Consider the following 24259-nt stretch of genomic DNA (forward strand, 5'->3'; position numbering starts at 1 on the left):
TGGGATGACAGGGCTTCTGCTGTGTATGATGAGTACCAGCACTGGCTGAGGGATAATAACGGCGGAGGATTTTCAGGAATAGAAAGCATAAGAAAGACCCGGTCTATCGCGGACCGGGTCTTTTGGCTATGGTCTTATAGTTCGTCACTCAGGAGTTTTGCCATGATGACGGCAAACTCGGAACGCTTAATCGCTTGATTAGGACGATAGGTACCGTCCGGAAAGCCTGTAATCACGTCATTTGCTGTGAGTGTATCAATATAAGAGGCGGCCCAGGAACCCGCTTTTACATCCGGGAAGCTGCTGGCACTCTCCCCGGTTAAATCGTAGGCGCGCACAACAAGTGTTGCCATCTCCGCTCGCGTCAATGTGCTGTTCGGGTGGAATGTGCCGTCTTCATAACCCGACAGTATTCCAGCCTCGGCAAGCGCTCCAATATATTCTGATCCCCAGTGACGGCTGGGCACATCAGGAAAGTCCGCTTCCTTGAGAGGAAGGTCCAGTTCGCGGGCAATCATCGTAGCCGCTCCCGCACGGGTAATCGCATCGTGGAAACCAAAGGTGCCGTCCGGATACCCCGTCATCAGGTTTTCCCTGGACAGGTAGCTGACATAAGGTTCGGCCCACGTGCCCGTAACATCCGGGAACGTTTTTTCGTTATATTCCATACTTAAAACATAGTTTTCGTTGCGGTCGGCTTCTCCGGTCCCGTTCTCAACCATCAGATAATGAGGGCCGCGCGTGATCCCTTCGATGGTGGCGGTATGATAGGTTACGCCGTCCTGCTCGAATTGCTGAATCGCCGCCGCTTCTAACGTCTGCCTATTTCCTTCCTGATCATAAGCTGTGACTGTCAACTCCGGATCGATGTGAGAGGCGTCCGCGCCAGAAGCAAGAGTCACATCGACGCTCCCTGAATAAGGGAAATCCACTTGATAGTAATCCAGATCGTTCAGGTCAAACGTGCCGACTGCTGCCTGATCATAGGAGAGTTGGGTGGCGGACGAGACCTTCTCATTCGGCTCCTGTTCATAAACGACTTCGTCTTTGTTCGGATGGTCCGGCCAATTGACTTCCATGACGTACGGTTCATCGGACCAGTGGTTGTAGTATTCATACACCATCACCTTGTACATGCCGGGGCTTGCTTCAAAGGTGAACGATTCGCCGCTTCCTTTCCACTCCCCATCAAAAACCTGGCGTTCACCATAACGGTTGTAGACGGCGACGACGAGATCTTCATTGTCCGATCGGCTGGTTACATCGACGCTCACCGTGGTGGGATGATCCACGCGGAAATCATACCAGTCGGAGTCGTTCGGCGTGTCGAGATTTTCCCGCTTCCGCTGGCCTTTTTCCAAGTGGAAGGAGCTTTCTCGTTTGTCGCTGACATCATCGTTTAAATCGACGGCTGCTGAGGTGATGACTTCATACCCATCGGGAATGCCGTATCCATACTCTTCCTCCCATCTGCTTCCGTTGGGGGTTTCGACATGTTTTTCCATGGCCCATTCGATTTCAGCCGGATTCCAGCCGGGGTTCTCCCCTTTTATCATAGCGGCAAGTCCGGAGACGAGCGGAGCTGAGAAGGATGTCCCGCTCATACTGGTGTAGCCGCCCAGATAAGACGTGCTGGTCAGAAAAACGCCGGGGGCTGCTAAATCAATCCAGGTCCCGTAATTGGAAAACGCAGCCGGGTAACCGGAGCGCTCCGTGGCTGCTACACTGATGACCGGATAATAGGAAGCTGGATAAGCGGCATCCCGGATTCCATCATTGGACGCTGCAGCAACAAGAACGATCCCTTCATTATAGGCTTTCCATAGCGCGCGTTCTTCGGCAGCGGACTTATGATAAGCTCCAAAGCTCATGTTAATGACGTCCACTCCCTGATCGATCGCGTAGTAAATGCCGGATAACACGTCAGAATCACTGAACCTCGCTTCATCGTTCCCTACTTTGACGGGAAGAATTTTCGTATCCGGAGCAAGGCCTGCAATTCCCCGGTCATTGAAATTCGCCGCGATCAATCCGGCGATATGCGTGCCATGACCGTGATTGTCATTCGGATTTGAGTCATTATTCACAAAATCATAACCTGGCAGGACGACACCCTGAAGGTCTTCATGATCCTTGTAGACGCCGGTATCCAGCACCGCAACGGTGGTATCGGAAGAACCTCGCGTCACATTCCAGGCCTTTTCCATGTTCATGTCATCGTACTGATACTGTCCTGAATACTTGGGATCAGAAGGAACGTAGGATGATTCACTTATGTAGTCCGGGTCGGCTGTAAGTACGGCCGGGTCTTCGTTTAATTGCTGCAGCACATGGTGATAATCCGCGCCTTCCTCTACTTCAAGCAGGAGGAAGTTATGCCGCTTGAGCGCTTCGGATAGAGGCTCTTCGTTTACTTCATACTTTTGTGGTGAAAACGATGAGGACTCCTTCACTTGAATTAAGATGCCGCGGTTATGTACATCTTTCAGATCAACCTCTTCGACTTGCTTGGATTTTTTGGAGCTCTCTTTCTTATGTACTTGTTTGACGGGTCTGTCGTCCTTTTTGAAAGAAGATCCCTCTTCCGGTTTGGAAGTCTGTGCTTCTTTTTTCGTGATCTCCTCTACAGGAATCTGCTTCATTCTTTCTTCTGCCTGGACCGAAGATGATGGAGCTATACCTGTGAGCGTCGGGGCCACAAGGGTCAGGCTGATCATCACCGATGTAATGGAATACCTGGTGCGTTTCTTCATATAATACCTCCTACTAATCTATCAATATTCGTAACCTGATTGTAACATTAAAGGGATAATAAAGAATATAGTCCCAGAAGAAACCACAACGAATTACCCCGCACCTGCCAATTTCCACCTCCTTCCACCTCAGGTCTCCCAGGAACTGGGAGACCTGAGGTGGGTATATTTGGCAGTTTTGTTACAAACCCTTTTCAATAGACTAGATTCCTAGTATGGTAAGACTAAACAACTAGGAGGTACGCCTAATGAGAAATTGGATGACGTTTCTAGCTGCTTTCCTTTTGGTTACAGCTTTAACGACGCAGCCCGCACAGGCGGAAGATGCTTTCCGCGACCTGGATCAAACGCCGTGGGCGAAAGAAGAAATTACGTATTTAAGTAATGAAGGGATTATTAATGGGTACGGGAACGGATACTTCGGTCCCCGGGATCCGATCACTCGTGCACAGGCCGCGATGATGCTCGTCAACGACTTGTACCCGAATGCTGAAGCTCAGGAAGACCCCGGATTTCATGATTTAAGCAGCGACAGTATTTACTATAATGCAATCGCTGTAGCGGCACAAAAAGGGTTAGTGTCCGGCTACCCGGATGGAACGTACAAACCAGACGCTTATATTAAGCGGAATGAAGCTGCCTTTTTAATAGATCGTGCTTATAACGTAAAACGAAATTATGGGGAAAATGTCTTTTTCTCAGATCTTGGTGATAACTGGTCGACCGGTGCTATTAAAGACCTGGCGTCTCAGGGCATCATTAATGGTTATACAGACGGCACGTTCCGCCCTGATCAATCCATAAACCGTGCTGAATTTTCGGTCGTTCTATCCTATACCGTGAACAAAAACCTTCGTCCTCTCGATGATATGACCGTTCACTTCATCGATGTCGGCCAAGGGGACAGCACCCTTCTTGAAACGCCATCCGGCCAAACAATTCTGATCGATGGCGGACGTAAATCAGCGGGAGAAGAAGTGGTGGATTACTTAGCCTCTGCCGGAATCGACACAATTGATTTAATGGTTGCTACTCACCCGGACGCTGATCACATCGGCGGTTTGATCGATGTGCTGGAAACGATGGACGTTAAGCAAGTGCTCGATAGCGGCAAGGAACATACAACGGATACGTACATGGACTATCTGGACTTGATCGACGAGAAAGATATTCCTTTTGATACAGCTTACGAAGGCGAAGTCCTATCCTATGAAGACATGAGTATGAAAGTGATGAACAGCAAAGAGTCTTCCAGTGATAACAACGAATCCTCGATTGTGTTAAAGGTCACTCACGGAGAAGTTGATTTCTTATTAACCGGCGACGCTACCGTTGAGAATGAGGAAGAAATGCTCCCTGCTTACAATGTAGAAGCTGAAATATTGAAAGTGGGGCACCATGGTGCTTCAACGTCCACTTCGGATGAATTTGTGGATGAAGTACAGCCTGAAGTGGGTATCTTATCCTATGGAGAGAACTCTTACGGCCATCCGGACTCTGAAGTGGTGAACCGTTTGTGGGAGGCGGACGTTGATCTTTACTCCACGTGTGACGAAGGAGACATTACGATCACCTCCACTGGAAACAACTATGACGTAAGTGCTTCGATCTTCGATGGCAGCGATCCTTGTATAGCCGAACAGGATAATGGCGATAATGATGGGGAAAACCCTGGATTAATTAACGTGAATACAGCAAGCTATGAGGAGCTGCAGGAGGTTAGCGGCATCGGTACAACTATTGCCGGGAATATCATCGACTATCGTGAAACGTACGGTGATTTCCAAACCTATGAAGAGCTGCTCAACGTGAGTTATATCGGAGAAGCTACGCTTGAAGAAATCAAGCCGCAAATTACACTTTGAGGTGAATGATCTATGCGTTATACCATCGATCGTTTTGAAAACGGGAAAGCCGTGCTCTTAGAAAAAGGAAACGAATTTAACGAGAAACTGATTCCTATCGAACGAATGCCTTCTCACGCCAAAGAAGGAGATCTAGTAGAACCCGCCGATCTCGGGCATGGCAAGGACTATCAAGTGCTTGAACAGGAAACAGCCGAACGCCGCAAACAAGCCAAAGAAAAATTAGAAAAACTAAAGAAAAAAAACAAAAAGAAATAACCGGTAAATCCTTCCACCTCAGGTCATCCAGAATCTGGATGACCTGAGGTGGAAGTTTATAACAATACCCAACAAGAAAAACCCGTAACGATCGCTTGCTGTGATCGTTACGGGTTTTTGGTTTATTCTATTTCCTTATGATCAGTCACTGTCGTTATCGTCATTGTTCTCATCTACGATACGATTTTCGGTAGTAGGTGTGACCGTGCCTTGTTCAGCTACGTAGTCTCTGAATACTTCCCAGTCGGAAAGACCCAGATCTGTTACGTCGCCATCATCATACGCCTGAGCAAATACGTCGTAGCCATCGCCGCCTTTAGCTGTGAAGGCGTTGGTTGCGATCGTGTACATATCACCATCGTTCAATGTCTCCCAGGAACCGTCCTGATTTACTTTCACTTCCTGTACGCGATTGCCAGTATTTTTCGAGCTGTCATACGTGAAGTTCAATCCGGATACTTGCAGGAATCCGCCGTTTTCTTCTGGTACCTGACCTACACTGCGCTCAAGAGCTGTCTTAATTTCTGCTCCTGTTAATTCCATCGTAGCTAGTGTATTACCAAAAGGCATCACGGTTAGAATTTCACCAAGCGTAATTGGCCCCTTGTCAATGGAAGTACGGATCCCGCCGCTGTTTTGGAAGGCCGCTACAACATCTTCGTTGTATTCCTTCGCTTTATCAAGCATTCCATCCGCAATCAGATCGCCTAGTGCCGTCTCGCTGTTACGGACACTTACCGTTCCGCCGTCACCCAGACGCGGATTCGGGAATGCTTCGGCTGCTACTCCTCCACTTTCTTCGTTCTTAAGATCTTCTATGTCATCTGAGTATTTCTTCAGGGCTTCTGCCGCTTCTGGATCTGCTTCTTTCTCAGAAACATCAATCAGATCGCTAGAGTAATCCGTTACCACACCGTCTTCATCAAATTCAACATCCAGCGTCCCCAGGTTTCCTCCGTACTGACCAGCTTGTACGATAATCGTCGGATCTTTCGGATCGCCGTTTTCATCCGTCGTTACTTCTACAGCTTCATCTAAGCTGGTGTGGCTGTGTCCGCCGACAATAATATCGATGCCTTCCACTTCAGCCAGCAGCTGATCATTGTCATAAGCAGGATTGTCATTGAAACCAAGGTGCGTAAGCGCGATTACTTTGTCTACACCTAAAGCTTCCAGAGCTCTTACACGCTCTTCCGCCGTTTGAATGTAGTTATCAAATGTAATATCTTCAGGGCTTGAAATGTCCGCTGTTTCCGCAGTTGTTAAACCGAAGATTCCGACTTCTTCCCCGTCAATCTCTTTCACAAGGCTGTTGTAGATCTCACCATTTCGTGGATACTTACTGATGTAGCTGTTATACAGCCCTTTCATATTCTCATCTTGAGAAAAATTAACATTCGAGCTGACAAACGGGAATTCAGCTCCTTCTACAAACTCAGCAAGGGCCTGGTGGCCTTCCGTGGAGGAACCAAGATCGAACTCGTGGTTGCCGAAAGTCATCGCATCATAGTCCATCATGTTCATAAATTCCAGATCCGCCTGGCCTTTAAACTCATTAAAATAGAGCGTACCAGAGAACACGTCTCCTGCATCCAGCAGCAGTGCATCCGGATTTTCAGCGCGTACTTCTTCAACGGCAGTAACGCGTTTCGCTACATCATCTAAGTGACCATGCGTGTCGTTGGTGTGCATAAGCGAAAGATCGAAATCCGATGGCTTCGGCAGTTTTGAACCGAATTCATAGTCTGTATTCGCTAGAAGCCAGGCAAAATCTCCGCGCTTCACATCAGCATCGGAACCGAAATGGTTTTCATCCTGTCCTACAATTAAACCATTGGCATAAAGCGTTTCAATCGCTGTTTCGTACCAATCGCCTTCCTCAACATCCTCAAATGGATGGCCGGCATCTACAGGTTCGATTTCATAGGCTTCCATAATAATCTGAGCAAATTCAGCGCGGGACATTTTTGCTTGCGGAGCAAAGGTGCCATCGTCCATCCCGTGAATAATACCAGATTCGTGAAGGGCATTGACCGCATCCGCATACCAGTGGTCCTGATCAACGTCTGGATAAGGAGCAGGATCGGCATTCAAATTCAGATCAAGAATTTTGGCAAGCATGAGAGAAGCTTCCGCACGCGTAACGGAGTTACCTAAACGGAATGTCCCATCTTCATACCCCTTTACAACGCCGGCCTCTGCCAACTGGTGAATGACTTCGTAATAAGGGTGGTCTTCCTGAACATCCGGGAATGTTTCTTCTGCGGAAATACTGACAGCTGGAGTTAGAGCGGACGCCACTAGAGCGGCTCCCATGGAAGATACAACAAACTTGCTATGTAGCTTTTTCATTTTTATAAAATTCCTCCTTCAATTTATGAATCTGGCTTTCTATTTTATGACCGTGGCAAATAGGATGTATGTACTCTACTTTCCTCCTCCATTTTATAAAAAGCCTACACTATAAATCTTACACGATTGTCCATAAAATTCCTCTAAAATCTTAAAATTTTACAATTTTTTTACCGGAACTCAAGAAAGATTGTTATTTTTTAAGATTATAAATATTATCTCTCCAAGATTATTAGGGAAGTGGAGCTGTTGATTTCTCATAATAGGCTTATTACGCAATAGGGCAGGTTAGTTGAATACTCAGCTTCGAGATATTGGATGGAAAAGGGGCTCCAGGGAAGGGCTCGCTTTCCGTGGGCATGTGGTGAGCTTCCTCAGGCTACGCCTTCCGGGATCTCACCGATCATGTTCATCCCACAGGAGTCTTCACCGTTCCCTTCCGCCCCTTTGCGATCATGGAGCGCTCGAAATCCTTTACGTATATACTCCATCTGAGGAAGAACGGCCTACGTTAAATTCCGAGTCTGTCCAAAGGGTAAAGCCCGTTATAGAAGCATTTTAGACAATTTTAGTTTCCCCGTTTCTCCTATTAGCAGGGTCCGTTCACAAGAAAACGATGGGTTGGTGGGGAAATGGCGAGACTCCCGTGGGAGAAGGAACTAGGTGAGATCCCGCAGGGAGTGAAACGAGCGAGGAAGCTCACCGTTCCCCCATAGGAAAGCGAGTTATTTCCCCACCAGCCCTCCTCCATTTAACGTAAAGGACCCAATTGTCTCGAAACTGAGTCTTCCAGTATCGGGAGCTTATCTTTAACACAGCAAAAAACCCTGAAACCTATTAGGAAGGCTTCAGGGTTTTCTACTTTATACACTCGTAATCTAGCAAACTATTGATTCAATACATTTGAAAGAATCAGAGAAAACTCAGCACGTGTAATCTCACTTGAAGGAAGGAACGTTCCATCTGGATATCCGGAAATGAATCCAGCTGCCTTCAAATCATGAACACTTTCATAATAGTAAGCATCTTCATTCACATCACTGAATCTTTCAGAAGAAGATCCTTCAATCTTAAACGCACGATCAATAATCATCGCTACATCCCCGCGGTTGATCGCCTGATTCGGACGGAAGGTTCCATCTGTATAACCAGAAATGAAACCAGAAGATGTACCGGCCGAAATATAACCGGAACCGAATGAACTTGGACTTACATCAGGGAAATCCGTTGCTCTTTCTTCTCCGTTCAGTTGCAAAGCACGACCTACCATAGTGGCCGCTTCTTCTCGCGTAATAGATTGTTTCGCTTTAAACATACCATCGTCATAACCACTGATTAAGTTTCCTTGGGAAAGATTTTCAACGGCACTGCTGTACCAGTAGCTTCTGTTAAAATCTTTAAAAGGTGTGGTTGGCGCTTGCGCAACCCCGTATCCGTAAGTATTATCTTTGCCTCCGTCACCTTTATCCAGTGAGTTGGAGATCAGCAGCTCTTTTCGTTCAGAGTCTGACATTTCAGGAAACAGCTGCTCATATAAAGCAAGGATTCCTGTTACATGCGGCGCAGCCATTGAAGATCCACTCATGGTTGCATAGCCGGTAGGGAAATCATCATTTGTAATATAAGTACTTTCAATTCTTGCGCCAGGAGCTGTGAAGTCGAGGGATGGTCCACTATACGTGTAATCCGAACCATTCAGCTTCTTGGTAACAGCGCCTACACTAACTACTTCTGGAAAGCGGGCCGGATAAAGAATATCATCGATATTTTCAGATACGCATACATCTTTATTGCCTGCGGCGGCTACCACCTGGACTCCAGCATTTCTAGCTTTTTTGATTGCATTTTTTGTGAGATCAGAAGGTTTACAGGATGTGAGACTTAGATTAATAATGTCTACACCTTGATCAATGGCCCAATCAATACCGGCCACCACTTCTGAATTCAATCCGTTTCCTTCTTCATCGAGCACTTTCACCGCGTAAATCTCTGCATCAGGAGCGATGCCTATGGTGCCAATTTCGTTATCCTGGGCGGCTATGATTCCTGCAACGTGTGTTCCGTGACCATTATCATCTTCATAACCCTCGGTACCTTGCACAAAGCTGATACCTTTAGCTACATTCAAATCGGGGTGTTTACTTGCAATCCCGGTATCCAGGATAGCAATTTTAACTCCCTCACCCGACAGCCCCATGGATCTTGATTTGTTCATTTCTACTGAATCGGTTCCCCAGGAAGTTTCCTGGAAACTAACCTGAACTTGGCCGTCTTCTTCAATTGATTTGACTGCAGTTTCACCCTTCAACTCAGAAATCTTATTGCCTGGTATCGTTACCGCTACAGAATCAAGAGATTCATAGCGATAATGAATGGTGTGCGGGATATCCTTCAGTATATTTACATTAATTTCTTCATTATACTGAATTACCACACGCTCCGTTTTCTCCCCTTCTGAACCTTGATCAGAAGCTGCCAGAGAAGCAGAAGGCGTACCCAAAGCCCCTGAAACCAGTAACACCATGACAACCATTAACTTTTTCAATAGATCTTCCTCCTCCAAAGTGCTCACTGCTGACAAATAATTGAAAGAGCGAACCAAAAAATGGTCGCTCTTACATTATTATTCTCTCCAATTGTAATAGTCTATGATCCCCATTGCAATAGCTTTAGCTGCCTCATCACGATATTTTTGTGTTTTTAATTTAGCAGCATCGTCATCATTTGTTAAAAAGCCAATTTCTGTGAGCACCGCTGGAAGATTAGTAGCTTTGATTACTCGATAGCCGGCATTTTTAATTCCACGGTCGGTCATGTCCATAGATTTGTGCAGACGCTCATTAATATAACCGGCAAGTTTGTAGCTCTTATACTCGCGATCAGTCATTCCCTTAGCATAGTAGAAAGTTTCTACTCCATTCGCACTACTTAAGAAGGCATTCGCGTGAACACTGACGAAAGAATCCGCATTATTTCTATTTGCGATGTTTACTCGGCCATCCAGTGTTGGATACCAGTCGCTTGAGCGGGTCATGACTACGTTGATTCCTGAGTCTCTTAAATACTCACGAACTTTAAGAGAAACATCTAAAACGACTTCTTTCTCTACCAATCCGTTAGCTACAGCACCTGGATCTTTTCCGCCGTGTCCAGGATCAATGGCCACGGTACGATTCACACTTGGTTTGTCCGTTAAATAAGCTTCGTGGACATATCCTTCCACGCTTCCTGAGGAAACCAATCTCCAGCTTCCTTCTTCTTTATGAACATCAACCGCTTCTCCGGTAGTAAACTGACCAACCACGTCGTAGCTGGTTCCTGGCCCTTTACGTACATTTAAGGAATCGGCAGTTACAATTTTTTCAGCAATAACAGGCTTTGGAATGTCGGCTAAGTAAGCGCTGTGTACATATCCTTCCACGCCATTTGCGGAAACCAATCTCCAGTCTCCATCCACTTCATGAACGTCAACTTCCTGATTATCGGAGTATTTTCCGACGACATCGTAGCTGATTCCTGGTCCTTTTCTTACATTTAAGTTATCCGTCGTGACAATTTTTTCAGCAATAACTGGTTTAGGAATATCCGCTAAGTAAGCACTATGTACATACCCTTCGACGCCATTGCCAGAAACGTACCTCCAGCTTCCATCTTCTTCATGGACTTTTACTTCCTGGCCATCTGAGAACTTTCCAACTACATCATAGCTGGTTCCCGGTCCTTTACGTACATTTAAGCTATCCGTCGTTACCATTTTCTCACCGATAACCGTTTCCGTACGGTCCGGCTCTGGCTGAGGCTCTGGGTCCTGGCTTACCGAGTCAACATTCCCGTCCATGGCACGCGCCATTAAGACAGAGAATTCTTCTCTTGTAATATCTTTACTTGGCTTGAATGTACCATCTGGATACCCAACGGTAATCTCTGCTGTGGCTACTTTATTAATCGGTGTGTAGTACCAGGCACTCTTTGCTACGTCTGTGAACGAGTGGCTGCTTGTCTCGTCTAAATCAAACGCTCGGGCAAGCAACGTGGCCATTTGTGCGCGTGTTACTTTTTCATTGGGATGAAATGTTCCGTCAGCATATCCACTGATAATCCCTTCCTCAGCAGCTGAAGCTATGTATCCGGAAGCATAATGTTCCTCTGTCACATCTGGAAATTTAGTATTTTGGCGATTGTTCTCTAAATCCAGGGACCTTCCAATCATCGTAGCGGCTTCCTGACGGGTAACCGCATTTTTCGGTTTAAATGTATCATCCGGGTAACCGAAAATAATTTCCTGCTCGATTAAGTAATTGATCTCACTGGCATATTTGTCCGGGATATCCGATAAGGCAGCATACACCTTATCTGTGGATTGAATGGTAGCGAATGTCATCACGATCATGGCAAACAGCAGACTACAGACTTTTCTCATCATATTCAACAAGCTCCTTCTTAAAATAATTTAGTAAACCATTGTGAGAGAGGGACAGAGAGACTATGGCTAACATTTATCGGATGTAGCATTTCCTCCTTTTTCGATGTTCGAACGGTTTGAGTGATTGCTATGTCAAAAATTGGATTGATTGTTGCTGGCACGTCTATACTAATATCGAAACCTGTCAGATAATGTTTATAGTAAATTAGTCTTATTTATTGAAAAAGTTGCTTAAAAAAGTTTAATATAAATTTACATGTGGTAAGAAACCCTGATTCTAAGCCTTTTTAACCTTTCCATAATTTCTAAAACTTTCTTTTTAACCTATTCATTTCCAATTTATTCTGATAGATTAAGAAAGAATGAATTTAGGAGGGTGATGAATGAAGAAGGTAATCATGTCGATTTTTGTCGTATTTTTAGCTTTAACCTCAGTGGTCTCGACAGCTTTCGCGGAAGATGATATTACAGGAACACCATTCGAAGATGATCTGCGTGCTCTGATTGAAGCCGGGATCATGAGTGGATATGATGACGGTACCTATAGACCTAGCAAATCGGTCACGAGAGCAGAGTTCACCGTGTTCCTTAACGGGGCATTAGACCTACAGATGGGTGATGGAGAATTACCAGAGGAATATTTCACAGATGTGGAACCTGATGACTGGTATTTCGAGTCGATCATGATCGCCTATAATAACGGGCTGGTCAATGGTTATCCGGGTGGAGACTTCCAACCGAACAAGGTCATCACGAGACAAGACATGGCGATGATGATGATTAATGCGGCCAAGGCGAAAAACGTCGTATCAGAACGGAAACCTTTAGCTTTTGCCGATAATGAAGAGATTTCAAATTACGCGGTCGAATCAGTGGAAAGATTAACGTACCTGGAAATTATCAGTGGAAAACAGCATGCAGACGGCTCCCTGTTCTTTGCTCCAAAAGACGAAACGTCACGTGGAGAAACGGCAGCTGTTATTAACCGGTTAATGAACGTATTGGACCCTCCGAAAGAGCTGGATTATAAAGTCGTCAGCTTGTCTCTCAATCAGGATCCGGTCGTTCAGGATGATTATGAAACCTATGAAGAAGCCGTCAGCCAAGCTGATGATGATCAAGTGGTTCTGAAAGGAAATAATATTGTGTGGATGAATGAAGGAAGCGCGGTATCCAATGCGTACACCGTTCTCTATGATTCTAGTGATTTAAGTCGTTCGCTTACATATATGACTTCAGGTGTTGAAGTGGAATTATTGGAGATTAATGAAGATACCTTGAAGATTAAGCTTGCGGATACAACAGCCTATGTGGAGGCCGGTAAGATTAACCTGACGCCGCAGCATATGGTGAAAGACCGTTCCTATTACTACGAGAAAAATGGAGATTTGTACCACCGAATCTATAACTCTCTTACGGAAGGTTCGGCTGCTTACAAATACGGGGCAGCTCCGTCCTTCATGAAGACAGGCGAAAAGTATTACAGCTTTAACGGCAGCACCTTCTATTCTGAAGATGGCAGCCAAGCAGGCGAAGCTCATCAATACTTCAACCGCATGCCTCTCTATACCAACACCTCGTATACAGGAGAGCAGCTCGATGAATTCATCGCTTCTGAAGTGCCGGACAGTCCATTAATCGGAACTGGGGATGCTTTCAAAAAAGCAGAAGAACTGCACGGCACGAATGCTCTTTACCTGCTGGCACATGCGATTCACGAAAGTAACTGGGGCAAAAGTAAAATTGCCCGCGATAAAAACAACCTCTTCGGAATTGGGGCCAATGACGGCAATCCTTACCAAGACGCGTGGACATATGAGAATTATGAAAAAGGAATACTGGCTGCGGCTTCTGAATTCATCGTACCAGGCTACTTTGACTCCAGTTCGTGGAAAGCAAGAGGCGCTCATCTCGGGAATAAGAGCTCAGGGATGAACGTGTATTACGCTTCTGATGTCTATTGGGGTCAGAAAATTGCCGGCCATATGTACCGGGCAGATACCTATTTAAGCAGCAAGTACGGAACGCCTAAAGAAAACGCAGCTAATGACCTGGCTGAAACCGTCACGTCTTATGTGAATGTGCGAGCCGAAGCCGATACAGGAGCAGAAAAGCTTTACACGCTTCCAAAAGCAAGCGAGACGGTACAAATTTTGAGCGAAACAGACGGTCTGGGTACGTGGTATCAAATTTCGCCGAAATCTATCGAATCCAATACCTATGAGAATGCGTTTGTTTACAGTCATGGCTACTCCGCCTATGGAAATAGTCTCAGAAAATTACCGCTGAGTAAGTAATTTCATTCCTATTACAAAGGAGCAACCGCTATATGGTTGCTCCTTTTTTATGTTATATTAAGAAGGCAGGAATGTGTAAATTAAAGGAGTCTCATCATACCATGAAGCACGTTAACATTTTGGGTGTTCCATTCTCAATAACGAACCATTCGACACTTGTCGAACAGCTGAATCAGCATATACAAAAACACGAAAAATCTTTCGTCATAACCGCGAATCCCGAAATTGTCATGCGCGCGAATCAAGAAGAAGCTTATATGAAGAGTCTTCACCGTGCTACATACATAACCGCAGACGGGATTGGTATCGTCAAAGCCTCCCGTCTCTTAGGCCAGACCCTTCCTGAACGAGTAACCGGGTATGATGTTATGATCGAGATGTTAAAGTTAGCCGACTTGAACCATTACCGGATTTATCTGCTGGGAGCCCAAAGGGATACCCTGGAGGAAGTGAAGAAACATATCCAGCAGTTCTATCCTCACATACAAGTCGTAGGCTCTCATGATGGATATTTCGACTGGCAGCATAACACTATTTCCGAGGAAATAATGCAATCTTCACCAGATCTCGTCTTTGTCGCTCTAGGGGCTCCTAAGCAGGAGAACTGGATCGCAGAGCATATTGACCAGTTCAATAAAGGTGTCTTTCTATGTGTTGGCGGCAGCTTTGACGTCATCGCTGGTAAAGTGAAACGAGCACCGCTCAGCTGGCAGAACAAAAACCTCGAATGGTTTTACCGACTTCTGCAGCAGCCGACACGCTGGAAAAGAATGCTTGCTCTTCCCCGGTTTTCATACCACGTGATTCGTCAAAAAGTGAAGCGTTCCTTATGAGTCACTCAACCTTTTTAAAAAGCACCTTCATCTTAACTCTGGCTGCCCTGTTCTCTAAAATACTGGGCAGCTTATTCCGTATTCCACTCCAAAATATTGCCGGGGACGAAGTACTTGGAATCTTCACCCTGGTCTATCCCGTTTATATGGTCACGCTCATTTTATCCGTCGCCGGGATTCCCCTTGCCATCTCCAAATTGATCGCAGAAGCCCGTACGGAAGAAAACCATTTACATATTCGACGCATTTACGTGACCGCAAGTATTCTCGGTCTTTTATTTGGTTTGGTCAGCTTTACCCTGATCGCTGTATTCTCTTCCCCGATCAGTCAATTACTCGGGGGACCGGAAACTGAACCAGCCCTGCTGCTTGTAGCGACCGGACTGTTAATCGCTCCGTACATGGCTGTTTACCGCGGCTATTTCCAGGGCTTCGATCATATGAATCCAACCGCTATTTCGCAGGTGCTCGAACAGTTTTTCCGTGCAGCGCTTGTATTGCTTATCGCCTACGTATTGACTCACCTGCCCTTCTCAAATGAATGGATTGCTGGAGGCATTATGGCGGGATCCCTGTTCGGGGTGATCGCGTCGTTCATCTACTTACGCTTCACTTATGTGAGATCACCGCAACGGATTCAAAAAAGCACATCCTATTCGTTTCGTGATTTCAAAACGTGGAGCCGCACCATTCTCCGGATTTCTATTCCCATCGCTATTGGGACCGTGACAATGGCTTTGCTTAATTTTGTCGATTCGTTTACGATTCCGTTCAGTCTGGACCGTCACCACGGAGAGGCCTCCCCTTCTATTACGTACCTGTACGGAATTTATGGGCGCGGCCTGTCTCTCGTGCAAATTGCCACTGTATTTGCAACATCTATTATCCTTCCGCTCGTCCCGTTACTGACGTCGAAGAAAAAGGAAGGCGACCGAACCGATATGCGTTCCACCATTGAAGTGACCCACCGGCTTACGAACTTAATTTCGTGGCCGGCAGCGATGGGACTTGCCGCTCTCGCTATTCCGTTAAACGTCGCCCTGTTCACGAATGCGGAGGGCAGCTTCGTCATCGCGATTCTCGGCGTAAGCTCTGTCTTCACCTCGCTTACGATTGTTGGTACCGGTATCCTGCAGGGTCTTGATTTTGCTCGAAAAGCGGCGATTATTATTATCGCCGGAGTAATCAGTAAAGTCTTTCTCAACCTGTGGCTCGTTGAGTGGCTGGGTCTTGAAGGCGCCGGTCTCTCTACCCTGATTGTCTACGTGCTCCTGGCCATCGTGAACAGCTTTTTTATTGTCCGGTACATCTCCTTTACGATCGTGTCCAAGAGCGACTTGAAAATCATCGGCTCGTCTCTTGTGATGGGGATCCTGGTCGGCTTGCCGGCTCTGTATTACTCTATAGCCGACTGGGGAAGATGGGAAGCCTTTACTTACTCCATTCTTGCCATTGTGGGCGGCGGTATCGCGTATATCGGGTGCCTGTATGTTCTGAAAGCCATCGATCGTGAGACCCTGAAGCGCATGCCGATGTTCGGAAAATATTTCAGTTAATAAAGGAGGCCCACCCATGAACAAACCGCGTGTCCTTTGGATCATCCTTATTCTTTTACTCACAGCAACGATTCCCAGTTTATATGAGCGCTCCTCTATCGAAAGGGCACAGGATGACTACGAGCTCGTCCTTCCTTATAAGCATATAAAAGAAATGGCAGAACCGGTTGATTCTCTTCCCTCTGTGCTTCAGCAGCTGCAGGCAGCTGGTCTCACCTCCGTGCTTGTAGATATGAAGGAAGCCTCCCTGCCGGAAGAAGCCGTTTCTGAAATTAAAGGCGCAGAACTGGATGTAATTATTTCAGTAGCAGCCGACAACACGAAGAATTGGAAAAATCAGCTGGAGACGGCGGTTCACTATTATGAGGATGAATCAGATTATATACATATCAGCGGGGATAAGGCTCCCGGCTACCCTGATGCAGCCGCTATGGACGAATTAGCCGGCATTCTTGCAGAAGGAGCAGAAGGTGTATATTTTACAGAGTTTCAACGGCTTGAAGGATTCAAGGAATTTACCGATGATCTAAACTACAACGTGGTTCGGATGCATGACCTGGATCTATTGCACGGCCACCAGACCGTAGAAGAAAAAGTGGACCGCACCCTGCGCGCCGTAAAAGAACGCAATCAGCGCTCGATCCTGCTGTCTTCTATGGAAGCCGATCCGCTGAGTCATACGGTCACTTACTTAGAAAAAATAACAGTGGCCATGCCGTCTGCCTTTGAGTTAAATGAAGCAGACGGGTGGAAAGACTTCTCGCCACCGCTATGGGCGAAGCTCGCAGCGTTTCTTGCCGGGATTCTATTTATTTATCAGGCGCTCGTCTCCATTTTCCAGTACCGCTTATTCGGATGGCTTGCCGCCTTCGCATCAGTTGGGCTTATGATTGCTTACCTGATGACGGATTCTCTCTTATTCCTGCAGGGATTCGCCCTGGGAGTGGGACTGGTCACTCCGATTTATGCGGTCAAAGCAACATCCCGTGGCAGTACCCGCATCAAGGATATAACCTTTTCCTATATGAAAGCACTGGGGATCAGCCTGGCCGGAATCGTGATCATCATTGCTTTGCTTAATGGGACGGTGTTCTTAACAGGAATTGCCCTGTTCCGGGGAGTCAAATTGCTTTACGTCGTTCCTCTGCTTTTCTTTGGGGTTTATGCTCTGTGGGGGCTGACTTTTAAAGAAGTGAAGCAGTCTCTGAAGGGCTGGCACGTCATCCTTATTGCGCTCGTTGGGGCTGCGGCGGTGTATTATGTGCTGCGAAGTGGGAATAGCCAGGCTGTGAGTGAGGTTGAGTTGTGGTTCCGGACGAAGCTTGAAGAGTGGCTTTACGCGCGACCGCGATCGAAGGAATTTCTTCTGGGCTTTCCGGCTTACCTGTTAGCTCTGGCCGTTCTCCCACGATTTAAGCGCATAGGGAAAATGCTGCTTGTACCTGGTGTGATCGGGTTTATGTCAATCGTTAACACCTTCTCCCACCTGCACATTCCGCTTCACATTTCCCTGCTCCGGACAAGCTACAGCATCGTGTTCGGCTATCTAATCGGCCTGCTCGCGATTGGAATCTATAAGCTGATTTTTAAAAAGTAGCTGAAAACAATGCGGGGTATTTTCATTGATAGATTACTAAGCTATAGATCCGGTTACTGTAGGACACGGTTTCGAGATATGGGGCGGAGAAAGGGGCTCCAGGGAACGGCTCGCTTTCCGCGGGCATGTGCTGAGCTTCCTCGGGCTTAACAGCCCTGCGGGATCTCACCGATCATGTTCATCCCGCAGGAGTCTTCGCCGTTCCCTTCCGCCCCTTTGCGATCATGGAGCGATCGAAAATCTCTGAATAAACACTTTACAATGAACAAGGATCATCTATAATCCACCTTGAGTTTTAATGTTTGTTTACATGTAGGAACCCTGTTATAGAAGCATTTGTGGCAGATTCATCTTGTCTCCTGTCTCCTATAGAAGGGTCCGTTCGCCGTATATCGATGGGGTGGTGGGGAAATGGCGAGACTCCCATGGGAGAAGGGACTAGGTGAGATCCCGCAGGGAGTGAAACGAGCGAGGAAGCTCACCGTTCCCCCATAGGAAAGCGAGTTATTTCCCAACCAGCCCTTCTCCACATATTGTAACGGACCCCAACTATCCCGAAACGGAGTCTTCAACAAACGGGAGCTTATCTTTACTATTAATATAGAAATTTTTCATAAAAAAAGAAAAGGAAGTGATGATGATGCACGTCGTGTTATCCGGTTATTTCGGTTTTCACAATACAGGAGATGAAGCTATTCTCTCCTCCATGATTAAACAGCTTCGCACCCTCCAACCTGATATTCGCATTACGGTTCTTTCGGATGATCTGATCCATACCACTACCACCTATGGAGTAGAAACCGTCAGCCGCTGGAATTTCCTTGACATTCGTCGCGTACTGCAAGCAAGTGATGGGCTGATATCAGGTGGCGGCAGTCTGCTGCAGGATGCTACCGGTCCAAAGTCGATCGTCTACTATACTACGATTATCAATATGGCAAAGTGGCTCGGCAAACCCGTATTCATCTATGCCCAGGGAATGGGACCGTTTAACCAGCTGGTTGGAAAGAGACTGACCAGGTACACTCTGAATCGTGTTGACGGACTTACCGTTCGCGACCAGGACTCTAAACCGCGTCTCGAATCACTTGGGGTGCAGCAGGAGTGCTTTGTCGTACCCGATGCAGTCTTTGGCTATGAAGCCCCGTCTGTACAGAAGAAGCACCAGATCGCCGTCAGTGTTCGATCATGGGATGGTTCCGAATCCTATATTCCAAAGCTTGCTTTTGCCTGTGACCAGCTGGCCCAGCAAGGTTTCTCCATTCTATTTGTACCGATGCACGGTCAGGAGGATGAACGCTTTGCAAAACTCGTAGAACTGCAAATGACCGAACCGGCCGTCGTCGCCCCGGGGGATGACTCCATAGAGGAAAAGCTCGAGCGGATCGCAGAATCAGAGCTTCTGATCGGTATGCGTCTGCATGCGCTTATATTTGCAGCCGTAAGTCATACGCCGTTCCTCCCGCTCTCGTATGATCCGAAAATTGATTCCTTCGCTGGTATGTATGAGCTGGATAATGGATGGCACGTGACAGCGGAAAATTGGGACGGACATCTTTTATTTAAGGAAGCGAAACGATTGCTGGATCAAAGGAGAAGAATTGGGAAAAAGATTGCTGCCACTACAGCAAGATTGCACGATGAGGCTCTTTCTACAACGAAACAGGCCCTGCAGGTGCTCCAAAAATAATACAAGCGGTTCAGGAGAAGCAATCATCTTCTTCTGAACCGCTTTTTTTAAGATAAACACTATTTTATTCACCTGTTCGTTTCATTTTCCATATCCCGCATTGACAGTACTTTTAGTAGAAGCTGGATTTCCACAATTGTACTAAACCGGGTGATCTTCCAGTCCAGCTTTTTTTAAAAAAGTCATAATTTGTCACTAAATGGATTGAGCCGGATTGCAGACTGTGATATATTCAACGCACACAGTTCTATTATATTACAAAAATATCAAATTTACTTTATGCACCATCCAGATTCAACAAGTTCGAGAGGAGTTTTAGCAAATGAGTCAGCATCAACAGATCTACACCCAGCTTGTTCAAGAATTTGAACAGAAACTCGATCGACAGCTAAAGCCTGAGGAACGTGAGCTCCTTTACTGGATAGCTGAAAAACATGCGGAAGAAATTAATAATGAGGCAGAATAGATATAGCTTTGAACTCCACTCCCTACGATAGTAGAACGGGGTGATTTTTTTTGTGGTTGAGCTTCCATCATTAAAAAGCCGCAGGAAGGCTCGATTTTTTTCATCAAATACTCGAACCTGCCTGCGGTTTCATCTTGTAGTTCTTTAAAATCTTCCAGGTGTTATATCCTGAACGTTTTACCCAGCCTTATCAATCGGAGGATGCTCATCGTCGGGCTCTTCCTTTTGTTCTGTTTCGGCGTCTTCCGTCCAATGGAACTCATTCACCTGACTGTTCAAATCTTCGGAGAGCTGCGAAAGCTTCTTCGTGCTTGAAGTTATTTCCTCCATCGCACTGTTGGACTGCTGAGCGGAGGCTGTAACCTGCTGCACCCCGGCAGCTGATTCTTCCGATAAAGCGGCGATGCCGGCGATGGACTGATTCATTTCGCTGCTTTCCTCTGTAATTTCGGTAAGATTGGCAGAGATCTGCTGAATCTGGTCCACCATTCCGGATACCGACGTATGAATACTTTCAAACCTCTCCTCCGTTGCATTAATCTGCTGTGTACCTTTATTCACTTCTTCATATCCCGTTGTCAAAGAATCGGATACGTACGTAGACTCTTCTTGAATGTTTGCAACAATCTGGTTAATATCCACGACAGAATGAGCGACCTGGTCAGCGAGCTTCCTTACTTCTTCGGCCACTACGGCAAATCCTTTTCCGCTTTCCCCTGCTCTTGCTGCTTCAATGGCCGCATTCAAGGACAACAGATTGGTCTGGTCAGCAATATCTTTAATCACGCTGCCTATTTTAGTGATTTCCTTCGTTTGGGCATCCAGTCCTTTTACCTTCGTAACGGAGCTTTTCACAATCTCATCGATTGCGTGCATCTGCTCGACGGATTGCTTCATCATTGTCCGTCCTTCCTGCGACATTTGCATCGCCTGTGTGGAATGAGTATAGACGGAGTCTCCCATTTCCTGGGCATGCTGAATGCGCTGGACCAATTTATCCGTTGATTCAGCCAGACTCGTCGTATAATCAGCCTGGGACTCTACACCTGCTGATAATTCCTCCATGGTGTGCACAATCTGGTTGGTCCCCTGCTGAACATCATCAGCCGAATGCGTAAGCTCTTCGCTCTGCTGGGACAAGTCTTTGGAAGCATCTGAGACATTACCGATCATAAGGCGCAGGTTCATCGTCATTTGATTAATGGCGTGGCTGAGCTCGCCAAATTCATCCCGACTGCGAGTCGATAAATCCTCTACTTCAAGATTTTTATTAGCTACCTGATTCACATGCGCCGTCATTTCCGTTAACTTCCTCGAGATGCGATTGCTGAACAGAAGGGCAAGTATCGCGGAAAGGAGAAGCAGGACAGCCACAATGCCCCCGCCGACCAGCATGTCACGCACCATTTTCTGATTATACTCGTCTGCTTTTTGAGCGGTTAGGGCATCAATCTCATCTGTATAATTGCCGGTACTGACAATATAGTCCCATGGCTCAAATAACTCAGAATAGGCACGCTTAGCCACCAGACCCTCTTCTCCCGGCTTCTCCCACATGTACTCTGAATAGCCGCCACTCTCGCCCTCTGTAGCAGCCGAAACAATATTCTGAACCAAATAGGTGCCTTCCGGATCCTGAATGTCGATACGGTTGCTACCTTCCTTCTCCGGTAACATCGGGTGCGCGATCAGCTCTCCATCAATACCGTCAATCCAGAAATAGCCATCACTCCCGTAGCGAAGCTCCTTCACGAGCTTCCTGCCTAATTCCTTGGCTTCCGGCTCTGACATTTCTCCCAGTTTATACTGGCTGTAGGCGGATTGAAGCAAAGACATAGCCGTATTCACTTCATTTTTAATCCGTAAATCGAAAGCTTCTAATAAATTCGTCTCGTAACTCTCAACTTGCTGCTGATTATGCTGGTAGTTTGTGTACAGATTGTAAGATCCCATTCCTGTAAAAGCCAGGAACAGGACAACTCCAAAGGCCAACAGCATTTTGTACTTAAATTTCTTCATCTCATTTTCCCCCTATGTACGTTTCCTCTTTTCTATATATCGGCTTTTTTGACTAGACCTTTTATCATTCATCAGCAGATTATACCTCTTATGTAATTGAATGAATGGTTTTCTAAAAAAAGGAAAATAGTAGGGTGACGAAGAATTTAATGATAATAAATAATACTTTTCAACATAAGGGAGAAAAAGAACGTGATCAATCGAATCTACACAGGTATTTCGTTTCTATTTTTAGCAGCTTTCTTATTTGCGGTCCTTTTTATTTGTGCAGCGATTGGAGGAATTGGGGCAGAAACATGGGGGAAAGAAGAATTTCTTCGTTATATGTTTGTCTATACCCCAAGCGGCCTGCTCATTGGAGGGGTCGTGGCTTTGTTAGCCGGTATCAGTTTATTTATCTGGGAACTAAGGGTGCACGCGAACAGGAAATAATTCAAAAGGAGAGTCTGAGGACTCTTTTTTTAATGTCTCTGTCCCCCCTGTTGATTTTCCAGTAAAGCTCCCGATACTGGAAGACTCAGTTTCGAGACATTGGAGGAGCGGAAGGTCCTCCGGCGGACGATTTCGCTTTCCGGCCCTGCATGACGCAGGGTCGTTCGACGTTGCCACAGGACGTGGCGATCTTAGTCGAACTTCTTATATGTGGTAAGCTTCCTCAGGCTTCGCCTTCCGGGATCTTACCGATCATGTTCATCCCGCAGGAGGTCTTCATCGTCCCCCTCCGGACCTAGCCGAATGAGAACATTGAAACCACTTAAGATATCTTCTTGATGACCAAAAAAAGCATGGGAATATGAGCCTGCATTCATGCTATAAAGATGTAAAGATAGCCTGCCATAGAAGCATTTAAGACCAGTTACGAAGGAGAGCATACTCTCTTCTGGCAGGGTCCGTTATTCTCCCGCGGCTGAGTTGGTGGGGAAATGACGAGACTCCCATGGGAGAAGGAACTAGGTGAGATCCCGCAGGGAGTGAAACGAGCGAGGAAGCTCACCGTTCCCCCATAGGAAAGCGAGTTATTTCCCCAACAACTCTCATTTTTTTTGGCAACGGACCCAGTATATCTCGAAACTGAGTCTTACAGTAACCTGCCCTATTGTTTAAGAAGCAGTTGTTAAACAATCAACAATAACTTCTAATAGAACCTTTTTATTAGCAAAAATAAAAAGGGAAACGCTCAGGTCAGCGTTTCCCACGATATGTTATGATTATCACCCTTGCGTCAACTCGCCTCTTGCAACCATGAGCACCGTGCGTTGATCTGGAATCAAATCAACCGCTGCCGTCCCTCTATACGTCTTTCCCTCTGGTCCGACAATGCTCAGATGAAGATGCTTACCTTCTTTTTGGAGATCCGCAAAAAAACTGACATCCTGTACTTTGTTTAAACTGACGGTCCAGTTCATAAGTGGTCCAACATCATCAATCAGTAATAAACCTTTAGAAAACGCCACTTCATTGTGATCTTCATTATAGAATACCTTTTTTACTATCACATTTTTCATCCAGAGTGTCCCCCTCTCCCCCACTATTCAACAAAAGAAGACGGGTTTCCTGCCTGGTCATTCTCCCAATTGCTTAATCTGATCGATAACTTCTGTAATTTCTCTCAATGACTGGAAAACTTCCGTATTCTCAATTACCGAGGCGTCCAGCTTACCATTCTCTATATTGTCTAAATACATCTGAATGCCCTCGAGCGCCTGATTGTTTCGTTCCACCACTTGCTGGTGCAAATCCGCTCCTGCCTGCGGGGCATCAAGCTCATTAAATTCTTCAATATTTGCTTTCATCTCTTCCATACGCGTTTCCAATTCATCTGCCGCCTGCTGATCGGTCACCGCTTGCTCCGCAAGCCCAGGAACTTCGCTGGTAAACGTGCTGACTTCATTCGCGTACTCAGTAGCTTCATTCACATAATTCAAGGAGTTGTTCACCCCTTCAAGGAACGAACACCCGCTCAGAAACAACATAACCACAATGAAAAAATATCCATACACCTTTTTCAACTTGATCCCTCCTCGTTCCATTGTATGCCCAAATATAGATATACAATTGCTAAACTATACGATCAGATACGTCTCCAGGTTTCAATAAACGGGAACCTTATGTAAATAAAACATCCAAAGCTTGAGAACATTTAGGATGAA

At 46.2% G+C, this 24259-nt stretch carries 16 protein-coding genes; 9 read left to right on the forward strand and 7 right to left on the reverse strand.

The window, feature by feature from the left end; translation table 11 throughout:
• Positions 1 to 134: 134 nt before the first annotated feature.
• Positions 135 to 2699 carry a S8 family serine peptidase gene (locus tag HBHAL_RS20460; protein WP_158512386.1) on the reverse strand — a complete coding sequence of 855 codons (2565 nt, stop codon included), beginning with the start codon at positions 2697 to 2699 and terminating at the stop codon, positions 135 to 137.
• Between the two features lie 302 nt (positions 2700 to 3001).
• Between HBHAL_RS20460 and HBHAL_RS16730 the strand changes: the two genes are divergently transcribed.
• The gene (locus HBHAL_RS16730; RefSeq protein ID WP_014644670.1) at positions 3002 to 4618 is read left to right on the forward strand and encodes an S-layer homology domain-containing protein; all 1617 of its coding nucleotides are present in this window, start codon (positions 3002 to 3004) and stop codon (positions 4616 to 4618) included.
• A gap of 12 nt (positions 4619 to 4630) precedes the next feature.
• Positions 4631 to 4876, forward strand: coding sequence for a DUF3006 domain-containing protein (locus HBHAL_RS16735; protein ID WP_014644671.1), 246 nt, complete (start codon positions 4631 to 4633; stop codon positions 4874 to 4876).
• Positions 4877 to 5017: 141 nt separating this feature from the next.
• Here HBHAL_RS16735 and HBHAL_RS16740 read toward each other — a convergent pair whose 3' ends face one another.
• The 3 genes from HBHAL_RS16740 to HBHAL_RS20465 form a co-directional block, all read right to left on the reverse strand.
• Positions 5018 to 7228: a 5'-nucleotidase C-terminal domain-containing protein gene (locus HBHAL_RS16740; RefSeq protein WP_014644672.1), complete on the reverse strand. Its 2211-nt coding sequence runs from the start codon at positions 7226 to 7228 to the stop codon at positions 5018 to 5020.
• 886 nt (positions 7229 to 8114) lie between these two features.
• Positions 8115 to 9773 carry a S8 family peptidase gene (locus tag HBHAL_RS16745; protein ID WP_041601435.1) on the reverse strand — a complete coding sequence of 553 codons (1659 nt, stop codon included), beginning with the start codon at positions 9771 to 9773 and terminating at the stop codon, positions 8115 to 8117.
• Positions 9774 to 9851: 78 nt separating this feature from the next.
• Entirely contained in the window at positions 9852 to 11651 is a 1800-nt protein-coding gene (locus HBHAL_RS20465) for an N-acetylmuramoyl-L-alanine amidase (RefSeq protein ID WP_014644675.1), read from the reverse strand.
• A gap of 383 nt (positions 11652 to 12034) precedes the next feature.
• Here HBHAL_RS20465 and HBHAL_RS16755 point away from each other — a divergent pair, with 383 nt between their 5' ends.
• The 6 genes from HBHAL_RS16755 to HBHAL_RS21605 all read left to right on the forward strand — a co-directional run bounded on the left by HBHAL_RS16755 (position 12035) and on the right by HBHAL_RS21605 (position 20090).
• Positions 12035 to 13948: an S-layer homology domain-containing protein gene (locus tag HBHAL_RS16755; protein WP_014644676.1), complete on the forward strand. Its 1914-nt coding sequence runs from the start codon at positions 12035 to 12037 to the stop codon at positions 13946 to 13948.
• A gap of 101 nt (positions 13949 to 14049) precedes the next feature.
• Complete coding sequence (locus HBHAL_RS16760) at positions 14050 to 14781, forward strand: WecB/TagA/CpsF family glycosyltransferase (RefSeq protein WP_014644677.1); 732 nt, start codon at positions 14050 to 14052, stop codon at positions 14779 to 14781.
• Positions 14778 to 16337: a putative polysaccharide biosynthesis protein gene (locus tag HBHAL_RS16765; RefSeq protein WP_014644678.1), complete on the forward strand. Its 1560-nt coding sequence runs from the start codon at positions 14778 to 14780 to the stop codon at positions 16335 to 16337. Before HBHAL_RS16760 ends, HBHAL_RS16765 begins: the two co-directional genes overlap by 4 nt.
• A gap of 16 nt (positions 16338 to 16353) precedes the next feature.
• The gene (locus HBHAL_RS16770; protein ID WP_014644679.1) at positions 16354 to 17934 is read left to right on the forward strand and encodes a DUF5693 family protein; all 1581 of its coding nucleotides are present in this window, start codon (positions 16354 to 16356) and stop codon (positions 17932 to 17934) included.
• A 634-nt stretch (positions 17935 to 18568) separates the two neighbouring features.
• Complete coding sequence (gene csaB, locus HBHAL_RS16775; RefSeq protein WP_014644680.1) at positions 18569 to 19624, forward strand: polysaccharide pyruvyl transferase CsaB; 1056 nt, start codon at positions 18569 to 18571, stop codon at positions 19622 to 19624.
• Positions 19625 to 19946: 322 nt separating this feature from the next.
• Complete coding sequence (locus tag HBHAL_RS21605; protein ID WP_014644681.1) at positions 19947 to 20090, forward strand: hypothetical protein; 144 nt, start codon at positions 19947 to 19949, stop codon at positions 20088 to 20090.
• Positions 20091 to 20267: 177 nt separating this feature from the next.
• On the opposite strand, the gene HBHAL_RS20470 is transcribed toward HBHAL_RS21605, so the two are convergent.
• Positions 20268 to 22109, reverse strand: a complete 1842-nt coding sequence (locus HBHAL_RS20470) for a methyl-accepting chemotaxis protein (protein ID WP_014644682.1) — start codon at positions 22107 to 22109, stop codon at positions 20268 to 20270.
• 192 nt (positions 22110 to 22301) lie between these two features.
• Between HBHAL_RS20470 and HBHAL_RS16785 the strand changes: the two genes are divergently transcribed.
• Positions 22302 to 22541, forward strand: a complete 240-nt coding sequence (locus tag HBHAL_RS16785) for a hypothetical protein (RefSeq protein WP_014644683.1) — start codon at positions 22302 to 22304, stop codon at positions 22539 to 22541.
• Between the two features lie 779 nt (positions 22542 to 23320).
• Here HBHAL_RS16785 and HBHAL_RS16790 read toward each other — a convergent pair.
• Entirely contained in the window at positions 23321 to 23614 is a 294-nt protein-coding gene (locus HBHAL_RS16790; protein ID WP_014644684.1) for a hypothetical protein, read from the reverse strand.
• A gap of 57 nt (positions 23615 to 23671) precedes the next feature.
• Positions 23672 to 24109, reverse strand: a complete 438-nt coding sequence (locus HBHAL_RS16795) for a DUF6376 family protein (protein WP_223254298.1) — start codon at positions 24107 to 24109, stop codon at positions 23672 to 23674.
• Positions 24110 to 24259 lie beyond the last annotated feature (150 nt).

Source organism: Halobacillus halophilus DSM 2266 (genome assembly GCF_000284515.1).
Classification (GTDB): Bacteria; Bacillota; Bacilli; order Bacillales; family Halobacillaceae; genus Halobacillus; species Halobacillus halophilus.